This window comes from Prochlorococcus sp. MIT 1201 (genome assembly GCF_047303415.1).
GTDB lineage: Bacteria > Cyanobacteriota > Cyanobacteriia > PCC-6307 > Cyanobiaceae > Prochlorococcus > Prochlorococcus marinus_D.
Map to the genome: position 1 here is coordinate 1,866,931 of NZ_CP138947.1, position 15,146 is coordinate 1,882,076.

The window sequence follows — 15,146 nt, forward strand, 5'->3', positions numbered from 1 at the left end:
GTGTGCGCCAGCACGTCAATCCCCTCAGCCGTTTCTTCCAACTTCCAAGGCCACTGCCAAGCCCGGAAGAAATGTTTGCGCAATCCAGCCGCCCTCTCCATCTCGACATCGGTTGTGCTCGAGGTGGCTTCCTGTTAAGCCTGGCTCCACTTCAACCAGAGTGGAATCATGTGGGTGTTGAGATTCGCCACCCGCTTGTGCTTTCAGCGGAAAGGGATCGCCAAGAACTCGAACTCGACAACCTCCGCTTCTTGTTCTGCAACGTCAATGTGAGCCTTGAGGAATGGCTTGATGCCCTGCCTAGAGATCAGCTGCAATGGGTGTCCATCCAGTTCCCAGACCCCTGGTTTAAACGTCGTCATCAGAAGCGCAGGGTGCTGCAACCCTCCCTGTTAATCGCCTTAGCAAAAGCCCTGCAACCAGGCCGTGAACTCTTTATCCAGAGTGATGTGCTGTCTGTTATCGAGCCGATGGTGATGCTGATTGAACAAAGCAACTGTTTCGAGCGTCCTAAAAATGATTCCCATGCCTGGCAAAAGGCCAACCCACTGCCCGTGCCGACGGAGCGAGAACGTTATGTGCTCGATCAGGGTCTACAGGTTTACCGCAGGCTCTACCAACGCAACGACCAACAAGCTCCTGAACTGTCCAACCTCGAAGCATTATGGCAACAGGTCGATAATCCCAGTGAAGAAGAACATAGCGACTGCTGATGCCTAAGACTGCGGCCCCACAGCCCCTTCTACTGCGCTGGCAGGGACGCATTCCCTCCTCTGAGGCGATGCAAATGCGCCTGCAATGGATTGCGGGGTTGCTGTTGATGATGCTCCTAGCAACCCTGCCCATGCTGAATCGAACCGGGCTTGGACTAACAATCCTCGCGGCCGGAGCGTTATCGATCATCTGGGGCTGTGTGAAACCAGCTGGCCGAATTGGAAGCATCAGTAGCTGGTTACTTGTGTTTTTCGCTATTGCATGTCTCGCCACAGGGTTCTCACCCGTTCCATTGGCAGCTGCCAAAGGATTGATCAAACTCATCAGCTACCTGGGGGTGTACGCACTGATGCGACAGCTACTAGCCACCAGTAGCGACTGGTGGAATCGCCTGGTGGCTGCCCTCCTAACCGGCGAACTGATCTCTTCTGTGATCGCAATCAGGCAGCTCTATGCCCCTGCTGAGGAAATGGCCCACTGGGCAGATCCCAATTCAGTGGCTGTAGGGACAGTGCGAATTTATGGTCCGCTTGGTAACCCCAACCTGCTAGCTGGCTATCTCATACCCATCCTGCCGCTGGCCTTAGTAGCCCTACTGAGATGGCAAGGCTTGGGAGCAAAGCTTTACGCGATGGTCGCTCTAGGGCTTGGTATCACAGCAACCCTATTCAGCTTCAGCCGCGGTGGATGGCTAGGCATGCTTTCGGCTCTAGCTGTGATTTTGGTGCTGCTGCTGTTGCGCAGTACCAGCCACTGGCCTCTCGTCTGGCGTCGTCTGCTGCCCCTAATCGTGATTGTTTTAGGCACAGCCATGCTGGTGATAGCCGCAACCCAGATTGAGCCCATCCGCACCCGAATCACAAGCTTGATCGCAGGGCGAAGTGACAGCTCTAACAACTTCCGCATCAACGTTTGGCTATCAAGCCTTGAAATGATTCAGGCACGCCCGTGGCTGGGTATTGGCCCTGGCAACGCTGCCTTCAACAGGATCTATCCGCTCTTTCAACAGCCCAAATTCAACGCCCTAAGTGCCTACTCTGTTCCCCTGGAAATCCTTGTAGAAACCGGACTGGCTGGCCTCATGGCAAGTCTCGCTCTAGTAATTACCAGCATGCGCAAGGGCCTCGCTGGCCTCTACTCAAATCATCCGCTGGCCCTCCCCGCTCTAGCAAGCCTGGCCGCCATGGCTGGGCTGGCGGTTCATGGCATAACAGATACCATTTTTTTTCGACCTGAGGTTCAACTCGTGGGCTGGTTCTGCCTGGCCACACTGGCCCAAACACAGCCAGAACAAAAGCAACTCCAACAGACAGAGTGAACGGCCTTTTCCTTGCAGGCTTTGATGCAGGCCAAACACAAACCCGATGCCGCCTAAGCCGCTGGCATCAAAATCAATGGTTGCCGATTGCAGAGGGCCTCGGCAGCGGCGTCATTCACCTGCACGCCTCTGACGGTGAAGAACGCTTTGAGAAAGCACTGCGAAGCAGCTTCAGCAAGGCTATCGGCAATGCTGGATTGAGATCTGAAAAAGCTCTGATCTCTGCAGCGGCCGTCGGAGCAAGCGGAATAGAACATGACACCCCACTGCAAGAGCAAGCGCAGCACTTGCTCGCGCGTTGTCTAAACATCCCATCAAACCAATGCCTAGCAACTGGGGATGAACGCACAGCTCTGCATGGGGCCTTCCCCCAAGACGCAGGCATTGTGTTGATCAGTGGCACCGGCATGATCTGCATCGGGCGAAACGATCAAGGAAAAGAACAACGCTGTGGTGGCTGGGGTTGGCTACTTGATGAGGGTGGCTCAGCTCAAAACCTCGGACAAAAGGGGCTACAGCTCAGCCTGCGCATGGCCGATGGCCGTATCCCCGATCGACCTCTACGCGAGAAACTCTGGCGCGCTCTCAATTGCTCATCGGCAGCAGCTATCAAAGCCCTTGTTGTGCAGCCCAGTTTCGGTGCTGCCGGATTTGCTCAACTCGCGCCACTCGTCGTTGCAGAAGCTCAGGTAGGCGATAAGGATGCCATCGCAATCCTTGAACAATCAGCCCACTCGATCGCCGAAGCGATCGCAGGAGTTGCCCAAAGCCTTGAGTTATCGGCTCCCAAGATCTGTGGCAACGGCGGAGCCTTTGAACATCTACAACCCTTTCGCGAGCTGATCGAGCAAGCCATTGCCAAGCGACTGCCTACTGCAAGCTGGATCAAAGGCCAGGGGGATGCCCTGGATGGTGCTCTGCAGCTTGCACTCCGCCAACTCAAACGCAACCCCGATTGAGGTGTTGCTCGGCAAGGTCGGCCAACTGTGCTGTCCAGAAGTCCACGGCAGCAGAATCCGCCGCTTCAATCATCACCCTTAACAACGGCTCCGTTCCACTCGCCCTTACCAAGACTCGGCCGTCTTCACCCATGGCTGCTTCTGCCGCCAAGACCGCCTCCTGCAGAGGCTCACATTGCTGCCAACCCATACGTCGTTCCAAATCAGGAACGCGCACATTGACCAACTTTTGTGGGAACGCCTGGAAACTCTGATCCAACCACTCACCAAGACTCAGACCCCTGCCATGACAGAGAGTGGCAAGCTGCAAAGCAGTGAGCACACCATCACCACAAAGGCCATGAGCTGCTGAAAGGATATGGCCAGACTGTTCACCACCTAAAGCCGCATTGCTCTCCACCATGGCGGCATAGACATGCTGATCACCTACCGGTGTGCGTTCAAGAACCCCACCTCTTTGCTGCCAAGCCCTCTCAAATCCGAGATTCGACATCACAGTGGCCACAAGCCTTTGTTGAGGTAAAGCCTGCCGATCCTGAAGGTCTGATCCCCAGAGGTAGAGCACATGGTCACCATCGACGACGCGACCGTGTCCATCCAAAGCCAGCATCCGATCAGCATCCCCATCAAAGGCAAAGCCCATGATCGCGCCGCGCTCAATCACAGCTCGACGCAACGGCTCGAGCTGGGTAGAACCACAACCGACATTGATGCGCCTGCCATCCGGTTCACCATGCAACACAGTGAGATCAGCCCCAAGGGCCGCAAACACCTCAGCACCACAGGCTGTTGCCGCTCCCCAGCAGAGATCAAGCACAATGGGCACGCCATCCAGGCGTTGATGCAGCACTGAGGCAAGAAGGGCATCGCGATAGTGGCTAAGAAGCTCGTTGCGCTGATAAGCAGGGCCGCAACTCGTGATCGTTGGTCGACCTTTGTCACCAATGGCCTCGCCGCGAAGCCCCGCTTCGATGAGACCCTGCTTTGCTGGGCTTAGTTTGGCACCATCGGCCCCAAACACCTTGATGCCATTGTCTTCAGGTGGGTTATGACTTGCTGAAACCATCAAACCGCCTGCAGCACCAAGCTTGCGAATTAATCCAGGCACAGCTGGGGTGGGACATAAGCCCAAGGTCCACACTTCCCGACCTGCAGCGGTTAAACCAGCCGTTAATGCCGAGGCCACCATGGCCCCACTGCTACGGGAATCCATCCCGATCAACACCGGGCCTTGATCAGGCAACACCTGACCACACCAGTAGCCCACCTGCAAAATAAACGCAGGCGTCAGCAACGTTCCGACCCGACCGCGAATGCCATCTGTGCCGAAGCTGGCCTGGGCCGTCCCGAGGGGAACACCTAAGGGGTCAAGAGCAGCAAAGACCATCAGGTCTCAAAAGTGGACTGAAGGTTAAAGGGCATGCGCCTGAGACTCAAGCGAGAGGGGACACGATCGAAGACAGTCTCAACGCCAAAAGCATGGGAGCCCAGAGCAAAGTGACGGGTTCAGGCACGCTTCAAACCACAACCAAAGCCTCAATCCATCAAGGCCGCAACGGCATGGGCCAAAGCCAGCACAATCCCTCAACGAATCATGCCGCTTCCGCAACGGGTGCACACTCAGAGCGGTGAGCCTGAGCAAGCGGCATCAATCCTTGCGAAGACTGCATCACACAACTGGACTTCATCACCACAGAATGCCAACAGTTTCTGCTCTGGCGTGATCGCGAGCCCCTGTCGCGGATTCCCTCTACTCGGAGGTACAGCCCTACTCAGCTTGGCGGTAAGCCTCGCTGGGCAAGCCCTTTTAAAACCACAGCTCAAGCGACTTACGCCAAGGATGTCGCAAACAGAGCTCTGGCAGGCCTATCGCTGGTCAATCGATCCCCAGCAACGCCGAGATGCCTCATTGCTGCTCGTGAGCAAGACAAAAGGATCAACCCTTAGGCATCAGAGGCTGTTGGCCGGCCAAGGCTGGGGGAACAGCCCCTTAGCAGCCGTTGCCCTCAAGCTGCAAGCCCAAACAGCCGAGCGTCTTGGGGAAAAATCAAAGGCCAATCATCTTTGGCAAAGCCTGCTGAAACGTTTTCCAAACACGACGACGGCGGCTGATGCGTATTACAGCCTCGGGCGCCATAACCCTGAACTGCGTCAGCAACTCCTTCAGCAACATCCTGCTCATCCAGCGGCACTAGCCAGCGCAATTGAACTGGATACCAGCAACAGTCGCCATCAAAGAGCCATTCATCTCACGCGTTGGGGGGTCTTCTGGCCAGGTGCCGCAGAAGTCCTACGCAGCGCCTGCAGCGCTCCGGCAAGGAATGGACATTCAAACCAAGAGCGACAAGAACTAGCCCTTGGTCTTGCACAACTAGGCGACGGCAGAACAGCCCTGAGCTGCCTACAAGAACAACCCCCTGATCCTGCAGCAGCCCTAGCCATTGGCCAGACACTGCTCCGAGGCAATAAGGAGGAACAACTCCAGGGCGAATCTCTGCTCTTGAAGCTGGCTCAAGACAATCCAGAGGCTGCTGAAAGCCTTGAAGCGGTGAGCCTCCTCAGTGAACCTCTTCATCCGAAGGCGACTCTGCTGAAGTCCTTGCCGCCTGCCCTTGCTGATCGTTCCCCCAGCGTGGCGGCAGCCCGCGTACGCCTCGAAAATGGGATCCAAGCAGACGAGGTGTTTCAACGCTGGCCTGATAGTCCTGCTAGCTGGCAACTGCAATGGGATCTGAGCCGAGACGCTCTGCTGAAAGAGCAATGGAACAAGGCCCAATCGATTCTCGAAAGCATCCCAACCCAAAAATTGCCGGAGCCCCTCGCCGCTAGGCAACAGTTCTGGATCGGATTCACTGCCTCCAAACAGGGTCGCAATCGAGAGGCCACCCAGATCTGGGAAAAGCTGCTCCGATCCCATCCCAATGGGTACTACACCTGGCGCGCCCAAGCACGCCTTGGTCGAGCTGATCTTCCTGCACTGCAAGGGCAACCCGTATCAATTTCGAACCCTGAGCTCCCATCCTGGACCCCACTAGGCAGTGGAGAAAAGCTTGTAGACGAACTCTGGCGACTTGGTCTCGCAATGGAGGCCTGGGAAACGTGGCGGACTCTGAGGGTTGAAGTCGATCGCGCACAACATGATCCCAACACCAGGATGGTGGAAGGGCGGCTCAGGATGGCCGTCGGCGATAACTGGACGGGGCTAAGTCAGCTCTGGCGAACAAGCCTGCGACTCGTAGGAGAGGACTGCCACACACGCCAACTGCTCCATCACAGCCAACATCCATATCGCTTTTGGCCTGAGATCAAAAAAGCGAGTCACCGCAGTGACGTCCGAGCTGAACTATTGCTGGCCATAGCAAAGCAAGAATCACGCTTCTCGCCAGGCGTGGAGTCTCCAGTAGGCGCAATAGGGCTGATGCAACTGATGCCGGAAACAGCGGCAGAACTCAGCAATAGCCCTCTGAACAAGCAAGTGCTGTCCACTCCTGAAACCAATATTGAACTTGGGGCCCGTTACCTAGCAATGCTGCTGAAGCAATGGCAAGGCAATCCATGGCTAGCAGTGGGCAGTTACAACGCAGGGCCTGCTGCAGTAGCCGACTGGCGAACCCCAGAACTGGCTGCGGACCCTGAGCTCTGGGTAGAACGAATCCCTTACCCAGAGACACGCCTGTATACAAAAAAGGTTCTCGGCAACCTCTGGAGCTATTTAGGCCTATCCAGCAAAAAGCTTTGCGAGACTGAGATGTAAAGGCATAGAGATCTGCTGGCCAATCCATATCCCGCCAAGCAAAATCAACCCCAGAGCAATCGCCATCACAACCGGTGGTGGAACCACACGAATGCGAGTGAGATCCAAGCGCGCAAGCAATATCGCAGAAGCAAGGATGAGAACATCCGCAAGCAGGCTCAGGTGCAGTAGGTACAGGCCAGCGGTGATCACCAACAACAAAACCACCAGCAAACTGATTGCACGACTGGCAGCCATCAGCAAGGAAACCTGACGCAAGATCAGATCCGGCATCGTGCAAATCACGACCAACACGACCGCCTGAAGGAGCTCAACAATCCAAAAGAGCTCAACATCAATACCGAGGCTGTCTATCTGCTCAGACTGAAGCAACGACCAATGGTTGCCCATAACGACCGCCACCCCAAAGAGCAACAGCAACGAGGGGGCACGAAATGGCACAACGAGGAGACGCAGCATCAGCCTCAGCCTCAACGAATGGTGAAAAGACGCTTCACTTCTGAACAGTTAGCCCATTGAAGCGAGCAACAACAACAAAACAGACCTGCCAAAGTGCATCGAGAATCTTGCCCATCATGACCGGAAGTTCCCCGTCTTCCACTCTCGGCCAAGGCCAAAGGTTGATCCTGCTATTCACAGCATTGGGATTAGCAGTCGTTCTTTTCCTGCTGCGGGGCGGCCTCAATGCTGAGGCACCGCTCGAGCAACTGGCACGGCGCTCCCTCGACCCAGATGTCGCACTCACCAATGGTCGACCGACCGTGATCGAATTTTATGCTGATTGGTGTCAAGCCTGTCGTGAAATGGCCCCAGCCATGCTCACAACGGAACGTGAAAGGGAAAACCAGCTCGACGTTGTGCTGGTGAACGTCGACAACCCCCGCTGGCAAGACCTTGTCGATCGCTACGACGTCAACGGCATTCCCCAGCTGAACTTCTTCGATAACAAAGGCAAACTGCAGGGTCTCTCACTGGGTGCACGCACTCAAGAACAACTACAGCAATTAACTGACGCTCTGATTCAAAACCAACCACTACCCAAGTTCGCCGGTGTAGGCGCTATCAGCAACCTGAATCCATCACAAGAACGAACAGACAAGCAAAACAATTTAGAGGCTATTGGGCCAATGAGCCATGGCTAATCTAAAAGCAGTCAATAAGCAATAAGCAATTAGCAATTAGCAATTAGCAATTAGCAATTAGCAATTAGCAATTAGCAATTAGCAATTAGCAATTAGCAATTAGCAATTAGCAATTAGCAATTAGCAATTAGCAATTAGCAATTAGCAATTAGCAATTAGCAATTATGATGAGCCATTACACAAGCAACTATTTAATATGATTTTTAGCTCAAGTAGATTAAGCAAAATATCTACACGGCCCAAGCACCACTCCTATCAACCCTGCCTGTGGCGACAATCGAGCCAAAAAGTTATCAAAATCTCCTTGCTAAGCTCTAGTATTATTGCTGCTTGCCCTTAGCTTTCTCGCTCACCATTTGAGCGATTAACCACTCCAATCGGACCCCTTTTTACCAAGAGCCTCTATTGTGTTCTAAGGCCAGGCAAAAGCAAAATCCCTATTGCAAGATGAATAAATACTCCTGGCCACAAAAGAACTCCAGTTACATCTTGGCTCACACCAATAGACGCTAACAAAAGGCCAACAGCAATATTGTAATAACAAAGAGATCTTCTCGGATTTTGCATCGGCGCATGGCTTGAAACTTCCCAGCACGCGCAGCCAAGAGCAATGATTGCCAATGCAAATAATCTTGCAATACCTACCAGTTCAGTGACTAGCGTATAACCAAAAAGTAGTGAACAAAATTTAACAGGCAGAACAAGAGCAAAAATCCCACCAAGGATTTCAAAGCCAGCAGAAAACCTGAACAGCAAAGAAGTCCGTCTCATGGAATTAAGTTTCAAAAAATCTCATCTTTAACCTTGAAGCAGGCTAATACTGAACGCCAAAACCCCTACACAAGCAGCGAGAACGACAGCACTCACCCAAAAGACAAAAGAGTTGCCAAACTGTCCCCATCCACCAAGATAATCACCTGAGGTATTAACTTCCACCTCAGGAGGTGCGGATTTTGGCTGCTTGTCTGACATACGTGGGGGATGAGATCAGTAGCTTCACTCTATCAATGTCTACAAAATCAAAAAGATCTGTTGAGAGCAGACATGCATTCAACAGATCTTTTTCGTTCAAATCCTGGCGAGAGTGACGCGTTCTGGCTGATGTTGATATTTACCCTGGCGATCGCTGTAGGTGGTATCGCAGGGATCACCCTCGAAGAAAAGAAGCTGACAAATGCCTTCATTGGCATAGATACGGCAATCAGCTCCAGAACTATTGCTGAATTCAAGCGTGAGATGCCCTTCCCAACTGGCTTCGGCGGGAGTCGTATTAACAATGATACCAAGGCGAGCATAGGTACTCTTACCTAGGCAAATGACAGTGATATTTGATGGCACCTTCATCTTCTCCAGCGCCACACCGAGACCATAAGAATGAGCCGGCAGGATGAAATACTCGCCATCCTCGTCCTGATGCAAAGGGGTGGATTCGAGATTTGCAGGATTAAATCGCTTCGGATTCATCACCGTGCCTGGTACATGGCGAAAGATCAAAAACTCCTTCGCAGAGAGCCTTAGGTCATAACCAAAGGAAGAACAGCCAAAGCTCAGCACAGGCCGTTGATGCTGCTCAGGATCAAGATGTCGAATCAATCCGGCTTGAAAGGGTTCAAGCATCCCTGCTGCGGCCTGTTCGGTGATCCAACGATCGTTTTTAAGCATTAGAAACCACGACGCAACTCAGTGACCTGATCAGCCATTGCCATCAGGATCGATGGCATGACTGAGCCAGTCAAGATGACATCCATCGACCCGGGGCGCTGTTCCAGAGTTGATAACACATCAGCTTCATCGAGATAACCAAGAGCAATCGCCAGACCAACCTCATCCAACACCATTTGATCCAAATCACTCGCCATGATGCGATCCCGACATTCATGCCAAATGGCCTCCACGGCCTCAGGTGCGCTGGAGTCAACGGCAAGCGTTGAAGCAGGCTCAGATAGACAGCCAGGAACCGCCGGGCGCAGCCACTCAAGTCGCCCACATAGGCGCACACGCCCATCTGGGCCTTGGTCTACTCCTCCCTTGAGGAACTGAGCCACCAACACACGACTTCCCAGCCCAGCCGCTCTTAACGCCTGACTCAAGACAACAGAAAAACTGCCTCGATAGGGGGCTGTATAAACCTGAAGCTGCCCTTCAGGAGCTACCAGATGCAGCAAACGCCTATCAGCAACTACTGCCAAAGACCGGCTCCCATCACTCTCCTGCGAGCGATGGTCCGTCATGCACGGATCCACGGAGCGATGACTAGGGCTCAGGCTGGCAGTCATAAAAGTCTCAATCGCCCCGACAAAACCAGCAGAAGTCAAATGTAGCGGTGGGAAGCTGCTTAACAAGGCTCTTGACACTATCCATGGTGTAAAAGCACCTGTTTCTGCCAGGCTCAGTTCATCTCAACCACCAACAGCACGATGCTCACATCCCCCCAGCCACGTGCTGACGGCCGCCTTGCTGACGTGATGCGGCCCCTTCAGATCACATGGGATCCAATGGGCTTTGCCCTCAGTTCGTTAATCATCCGCACTGGTCGCACCGCAGTGCTCTGCAGTGTTTGCATTGAAGAAGGTGTACCCCGCTGGCGCAAAGGCCAAGGCAAAGGCTGGCTCAGCGCCGAGTACCGCCTTCTGCCTGGGTCTACACCGCAAAGACAGAACCGTGAACTGCTCAAGCTTTCCGGACGCACTCAAGAAATTCAACGCCTCATTGGCCGCAGCCTGCGCGCCGTGATCGACATGGCCGCTCTTGGGGAAACCACCCTGCGAATTGATTGTGACGTCATTCAGGCCGATGCCGGCACACGTACAGCCTCCATCACCGGCGCTTGGATTGCCTTAAAACGAGGCTGCGATCGCTTGCTGGAACAAGGGCTTCTCACACATCAACCCGTCATCGAGCAAGTTGCTGCAGTATCCGTTGGTTTAGTGGAGAGTTATCCCCTTCTCGACCTCGACTACAGCGAAGACTCCAGGGCTGATGTGGATCTAAACGTGGTAATGGGTTCCAATGGGCACCTATTGGAGCTGCAGGGCACCGCTGAAGGGGCTCCATTCAGCCGGAATCAACTCAACGACTTGCTGAATCTGGCAGAACCCGGCCTGCAACATCTACAAGCCTTCCAGCGTTCGGCATTAATGCAAGAAGACTAAAAACCGTCACCATTGCTACATGGTGGTGGAGGTCCACTCCCTAACTTCATATTTCTGCAGTTTGCTGCGCAGCCATGGCCGGCGTCATCCGCGGCTTCAGCCGTTACGCCCAGCAACCCTATGTTCAAGGGTCAGGAAGTATGGCCAACTCGCCTGCTCCACCCCAGAAAACCCTGCTGGAAGTCATCCGTGAACTGGATGGCGCCAGCAACGAAATGGTGGAGCGTTCCAAAACCATCTTCTTTCCTGGCGATCCTGCCGAAAAGGTTTATCTCATTCGACGCGGCGCGGTTCGGCTATCTCGGGTCTATGAATCTGGTGAAGAGATCACCGTGGCATTGCTGCGTGAAAACAGCCTATTTGGAGTGCTCTCTCTACTCACAGGCCATCGCTCGGACCGTTTTTATCACTCCGTAGCCTTCACCCGAGTCGAAATGATCACAGCGCCAGCCACCTCAGTTCGCCAAGCGATCGAAAACGACACCAGCGTGGGGTTACTTCTGCTGCAGGGTCTCTCAAGTCGGATCTTGCAAACCGAGACCATGATCGAGACCCTCACTCACCGCGACATGTCATCAAGGCTTGTGAGTTTCCTGCTAGTCCTCTGCCGGGATTTCGGGGTTCCAGGGGAACAAGGAATCACCATTGACCTACGCCTCTCACATCAGTCCATCGCTGAAGCAATCGGCTCGACTCGCGTCACCATTACTCGCCTGTTGGGAGACCTGCGCAATTCAGGTCTAGTGCAAATCGATCGCAAGAAAATCACCGTTCTTGATCCGATTGCCCTTGCTAAAAAATTCAACTGATCCCCGTCCCAGTCCAGGATGGTGAAACGGGTTGACACTATTCCTGATCCCACCCGCCCATTGTCGTGACCGGCTGGCTGCTGATCCTCTCCCTACTCGTCCTCGGTGGTGTGCTCTCCACCCTTGGCGATCGACTTGGCAGCCGTGTAGGCAAAGCAAGGCTGAGCCTGTTCAATCTCAGACCGCGAAGGACAGCCGTCTTCATCACCGTTCTCACTGGCAGCCTGATTAGCGCCCTGTCCCTAGGACTGATGCTGCTGGTCAGTCGACAACTGCGAGTAGGACTTTTTGAACTGGATGACCTTCAGGCCAAACTCCAACAAAGCCGTGATGCCCTCAATTCAAGTCGGTCGGCCCAGTTGAATGCCGAGCTTGATCTCAAGCAGGCCAGGTCGGACAGCAATCAGGTTCAGAATGAACTGAAGGAAGCCAAAAAGCGAGCTACCGCTCTTCGCAACGAACTCGCACCACTACAAAAACAAAGACAACAGCTCGAGGCGGAACGAGCTCGTCTCAGTCGCGACATTTCCAAAAAAGATGCCGACATCCGCCGAACGGAAGTTGAACTAGCCAATGTTCGCAGCAGGATTAGCGCGGCTGAAAAAGAACTGAAGCAGCTCGAGACCAACCTCATTGCCTTACGTCGAGGGAATGTTGTGCTGAGCAGTGGGCAGCAACTTGCCGCAGCCACCCTGCGGCTCGATAACCCCAGCCAGGCGAAAGCCGTCATCGACCGCCTACTTCAGGAAGCAAACCTGGAGGCTTTTCGACGCGTACGTCCCGGTGAAGAAGCCAATCGACAGATCCTGCTCGTGCCACGCACCGATATCAACCGCATCGAACAGATCATCCGAAAGCCAGGCACCTGGGTGGTCTATGTGCGCTCTGCCGCAAACGTGTTGCGTGGTGAGAACGTGGTGTATGCCTTCCCGGATGCTCGCCCAAATATCAACATCGTCCGACAAGGCGAAGTTCTCGCACGAACGACTCTTGACCAAAACGAGAAGAGCAGCGAAACCGTGCGCAACCGACTTAGCCTCCTGCTTGCATCAACTCTGGCAGAGGTAAAAAGACGCGGATCCCTCAGTTCAGGACTGCAGTTCGATGGCAGTGAGATGAACCGGCTCGGCAAGGCATTACTGAACCGTTCTCAAGAGCGGATTGAGCTAGAAGCCGTTGCACTCCGCAACAGCGATACAGCCGATCCAGTAGCAGTTGTCCTGCAGCCCGTGGGTGGTCCTTGGACAAAGATTCCCGAAGACAAACCATGACAAAGCTTGTGGCCGTAGATCCTGGTCGCAATAAATGTGGATTAGTTCTTGCCGATACAGCAACAAGTGCTGTGCTTGAGGGGAAAGTGGTGGCCGCAACCGCTGTGCTCGACCTCATCATGCATTGGCAAAACCAAGCACCCTTAGAAGGCATCTTGATCGGCAACGGCACCAGCAGTGAATACTGGCAAAACCTTCTACTGCACATTGCCCCCTTGCATGTGGTCGAAGAACGTGGGAGCACACTGCGCGCCCGCCATCGCTATTGGGAGCTATGGCCCCCAAGCAACTGGCGCCGCTGGCTACCCCGAGGAATGATCCTGCCTCCCCATCATCTGGACGCCATAGCCGCAATGGTGTTGCTTGAAGACCACCTCGGGCAACAACTCCTTTGGCCCGGACCACCCAACTTCAGAATCGGGCCCTAACAGTGAACATATAATCCCCACCAGGCTCAAGGTGGTAGTCAGCCTTAACGAGGAAGCGCAGTAAAGCATCCTCAATCAGTGCTCGCCCAAGAGAGGGTTCCACTTTCAGTTCACCCCGATCGAAAGCCCAGCTGAACTGCCACTGAAACCCCCCAGCGGAGACCTCCCCATCCAAGCGTTGGTCGGCAAAGCTTTGGCGGTGTACACAGAGGCGAGCCGTGGTGACAGGCAAATGACTCATCAGCAGGCAGAACAACCCTCCGGTTGAAAAGCATTGAGACGATTACCTGCCCGTTCCAACCCAAGGCACTGAATCAGATCCAAACCCATCAGCACCTCATCAAGCACTTGATCGACTAGGAGGCTCTCCTGCCGACTAAACACCCCGAGCACATGCGAGACGGTTCGAGCTCTTCGTTCCTCAGAGGTACAACCTGGAGAACCGATCCCGATCCGCAGACGACAAAAATCCTGAGTCCCCAGATGTTGAATCGCGCTGCGCAAACCATTGTGACCTCCTGCACTTCCCTGGGCGCGAAGCCGCAGTCGACCCAAAGACAAATCCATGTCATCTACAAGCACCAGCAACTGATCAACCTCCAAGCCAAACCAATCGATGGCTGTACGAATCGCCCGACCGCTTTCATTCATATAAGTTTGAGGCATCAGCAATCGAACCCTCTCTGAGCCAACCGCCACTTCCGCCATCAGTCCATGGAACTTTGTTTGCGGCCTGAAACTTACTGACTTCTGCGCAGCCAATTTATCGAGGGCCATGAAGCCGATGTTGTGACGGGTACCGACATACTTTGAGCCTGGATTACCTAGGCCTACCAATAGACGTAAACGACCCGGCCTCATACCACTCTCAGCTAGCGGGAGGGTTTTTAGCCTCCTGAGGGGTTTCACTTATTGCATTGGTGTCTTGCTGCATGGACCCTTCCGTCGCAGCCTGTTCGATGGACTCAGGTTCTGTCATCGTTTTATGAATCTCACGCTCGAATTCCTTTGAGGCTGCCTGAAAACCTTTCAAGGTTTTACCAAGCGTGCGACCAAACTCTGGAAGTCGTTTAGGTCCAAAGACAAGCAGGGCTATGGCGCCGATAACCGCCATCTCGGGGAGACCGATGCCGAACACATTCATAGGCGAGCCTCAGCCCAGCAGAGCCGAGGACAATCTATTCAAAGCTGATGCTTTGGAGAAGAAGCGACTGGTTGTAGATCTGCAAGATGGTCACCAGGAAAATCAGCAACATGAAGCCGATCCCTGCCATCACTGGGGTAGTGCCCCAACCTGGCACTACCTTGCCAGGGGCGTAGCCGGGTAGAGATTTGATCAGATTTCCCAGACGGGTGCTTTGAGCCATAACGGAGCTTCGGTCTCGGATGGTGATTAAGCATGCCTACTGTAATGGTCATAGTCCGCATACGGACTAATCCTGTCGAGAGATGTGATGGAAAACTCCTCCTCCGAGACCTACTCCCTGCTCATTGCCATGGTCACCATCACCTTCGGGCTGACCGGATACGGGCTCTACACAGCTTTTGGTCCTCCCTCAAAAGAACTTGAAGACCCCTTTGAAGAACACGAAGACTGAC

The 15,146-nt window shown here is 54.0% G+C and carries 20 protein-coding genes; 10 read left to right on the top strand and 10 right to left on the bottom strand.

The features are described from left to right. Positions 1-2 precede the first annotated feature (2 nt). From trmB to SIB41_RS09025, 3 genes are read left to right on the top strand one after another with little or no spacing between them, the layout of a single operon-like run. Entirely contained in the window at positions 3-713 is a 711-nt protein-coding gene (gene trmB / locus SIB41_RS09015) for a tRNA (guanosine(46)-N7)-methyltransferase TrmB (RefSeq protein ID WP_413358302.1), read from the top strand. Further along, positions 713-2,032: an IctB family putative bicarbonate transporter gene (locus tag SIB41_RS09020; protein WP_413358304.1), complete on the top strand. Its 1,320-nt coding sequence runs from the start codon at positions 713-715 to the stop codon at positions 2,030-2,032. The genes trmB and SIB41_RS09020 overlap by 1 nt, the downstream gene beginning before the upstream one ends. After that, a complete protein-coding gene (locus tag SIB41_RS09025; protein ID WP_413358306.1) occupies positions 2,029-2,991 on the top strand; it encodes an N-acetylglucosamine kinase in 963 nt (320 codons plus the stop codon). Before SIB41_RS09020 ends, SIB41_RS09025 begins: the two co-directional genes overlap by 4 nt. On the opposite strand, the gene glmM is transcribed toward SIB41_RS09025, so the two are convergent. Then, a complete protein-coding gene (gene glmM / locus SIB41_RS09030; RefSeq protein WP_413358308.1) occupies positions 2,972-4,378 on the bottom strand; it encodes a phosphoglucosamine mutase in 1,407 nt (468 codons plus the stop codon). The genes SIB41_RS09025 and glmM overlap by 20 nt on opposite strands. A gap of 333 nt (positions 4,379-4,711) precedes the next feature. Between glmM and SIB41_RS09035 the strand changes: the two genes are divergently transcribed. Beyond that, positions 4,712-6,745: a transglycosylase SLT domain-containing protein gene (locus SIB41_RS09035; protein ID WP_413361489.1), complete on the top strand. Its 2,034-nt coding sequence runs from the start codon at positions 4,712-4,714 to the stop codon at positions 6,743-6,745. On the opposite strand, the gene SIB41_RS09040 is transcribed toward SIB41_RS09035, so the two are convergent. Next, positions 6,710-7,204 (bottom strand): hypothetical protein, encoded by a 495-nt coding sequence (locus SIB41_RS09040; RefSeq protein ID WP_413358310.1) that lies wholly within the window; start codon positions 7,202-7,204, stop codon positions 6,710-6,712. The genes SIB41_RS09035 and SIB41_RS09040 overlap by 36 nt on opposite strands. A gap of 116 nt (positions 7,205-7,320) precedes the next feature. Between SIB41_RS09040 and SIB41_RS09045 the strand changes: the two genes are divergently transcribed. Then, entirely contained in the window at positions 7,321-7,887 is a 567-nt protein-coding gene (locus SIB41_RS09045) for a thioredoxin family protein (RefSeq protein ID WP_413358312.1), read from the top strand. 402 nt (positions 7,888-8,289) lie between these two features. On the opposite strand, the gene SIB41_RS09050 is transcribed toward SIB41_RS09045, so the two are convergent. The 4 genes from SIB41_RS09050 to SIB41_RS09065 all read right to left on the bottom strand — a co-directional run bounded on the left by SIB41_RS09050 (position 8,290) and on the right by SIB41_RS09065 (position 10,163). Further along, positions 8,290-8,658: a hypothetical protein gene (locus tag SIB41_RS09050; RefSeq protein ID WP_413358314.1), complete on the bottom strand. Its 369-nt coding sequence runs from the start codon at positions 8,656-8,658 to the stop codon at positions 8,290-8,292. Between the two features lie 27 nt (positions 8,659-8,685). Further along, the gene (locus tag SIB41_RS09055; protein WP_155724711.1) at positions 8,686-8,859 is read right to left on the bottom strand and encodes a hypothetical protein; all 174 of its coding nucleotides are present in this window, start codon (positions 8,857-8,859) and stop codon (positions 8,686-8,688) included. Positions 8,860-8,955: 96 nt separating this feature from the next. Then, entirely contained in the window at positions 8,956-9,549 is a 594-nt protein-coding gene (gene dcd / locus SIB41_RS09060; protein WP_011131195.1) for a dCTP deaminase, read from the bottom strand. Then, complete coding sequence (locus tag SIB41_RS09065; protein WP_413358316.1) at positions 9,549-10,163, bottom strand: cob(I)yrinic acid a,c-diamide adenosyltransferase; 615 nt, start codon at positions 10,161-10,163, stop codon at positions 9,549-9,551. Before SIB41_RS09065 ends, dcd begins: the two co-directional genes overlap by 1 nt. Positions 10,164-10,304: 141 nt before the next feature. On the opposite strand from SIB41_RS09065, the gene rph reads away from it, so the two are divergent. The 4 genes from rph (at position 10,305) to SIB41_RS09085 (ending at position 13,547) form a co-directional block, all read left to right on the top strand. Then, positions 10,305-11,039 carry a ribonuclease PH gene (gene rph / locus SIB41_RS09070; protein ID WP_413358318.1) on the top strand — a complete coding sequence of 245 codons (735 nt, stop codon included), beginning with the start codon at positions 10,305-10,307 and terminating at the stop codon, positions 11,037-11,039. 74 nt (positions 11,040-11,113) lie between these two features. Next, entirely contained in the window at positions 11,114-11,848 is a 735-nt protein-coding gene (gene ntcA, locus SIB41_RS09075; protein WP_041384680.1) for a global nitrogen regulator NtcA, read from the top strand. Positions 11,849-11,913: 65 nt separating this feature from the next. Continuing rightward, a complete protein-coding gene (locus SIB41_RS09080) occupies positions 11,914-13,119 on the top strand; it encodes a DUF3084 domain-containing protein (protein WP_413358320.1) in 1,206 nt (401 codons plus the stop codon). Further along, positions 13,116-13,547 (top strand): resolvase, encoded by a 432-nt coding sequence (locus tag SIB41_RS09085; RefSeq protein WP_413358323.1) that lies wholly within the window; start codon positions 13,116-13,118, stop codon positions 13,545-13,547. The genes SIB41_RS09080 and SIB41_RS09085 overlap by 4 nt, the downstream gene beginning before the upstream one ends. Here the strand turns inward: SIB41_RS09085 and SIB41_RS09090 are convergent. From SIB41_RS09090 to psbH, 4 genes are read right to left on the bottom strand one after another with little or no spacing between them, the layout of a single operon-like run. Next, the gene (locus SIB41_RS09090) at positions 13,531-13,788 is read right to left on the bottom strand and encodes a DUF3146 family protein (protein ID WP_011131201.1); all 258 of its coding nucleotides are present in this window, start codon (positions 13,786-13,788) and stop codon (positions 13,531-13,533) included. The genes SIB41_RS09085 and SIB41_RS09090 overlap by 17 nt on opposite strands. Next, positions 13,788-14,408, bottom strand: a complete 621-nt coding sequence (gene pth / locus SIB41_RS09095; RefSeq protein ID WP_413358326.1) for an aminoacyl-tRNA hydrolase — start codon at positions 14,406-14,408, stop codon at positions 13,788-13,790. The genes SIB41_RS09090 and pth overlap by 1 nt, the downstream gene beginning before the upstream one ends. 7 nt (positions 14,409-14,415) lie before the next feature. Next, a complete protein-coding gene (locus SIB41_RS09100) occupies positions 14,416-14,691 on the bottom strand; it encodes a TatA/E family twin arginine-targeting protein translocase (protein ID WP_413358328.1) in 276 nt (91 codons plus the stop codon). A 34-nt stretch (positions 14,692-14,725) separates the two neighbouring features. Next, positions 14,726-14,914 carry a photosystem II reaction center phosphoprotein PsbH gene (gene psbH, locus SIB41_RS09105; protein WP_011131204.1) on the bottom strand — a complete coding sequence of 63 codons (189 nt, stop codon included), beginning with the start codon at positions 14,912-14,914 and terminating at the stop codon, positions 14,726-14,728. 87 nt (positions 14,915-15,001) lie between these two features. Between psbH and psbN the strand changes: the two genes are divergently transcribed. Then, positions 15,002-15,145, top strand: coding sequence for a photosystem II reaction center protein PsbN (gene psbN / locus SIB41_RS09110; RefSeq protein ID WP_011827045.1), 144 nt, complete (start codon positions 15,002-15,004; stop codon positions 15,143-15,145). Position 15,146 lies beyond the last annotated feature (1 nt).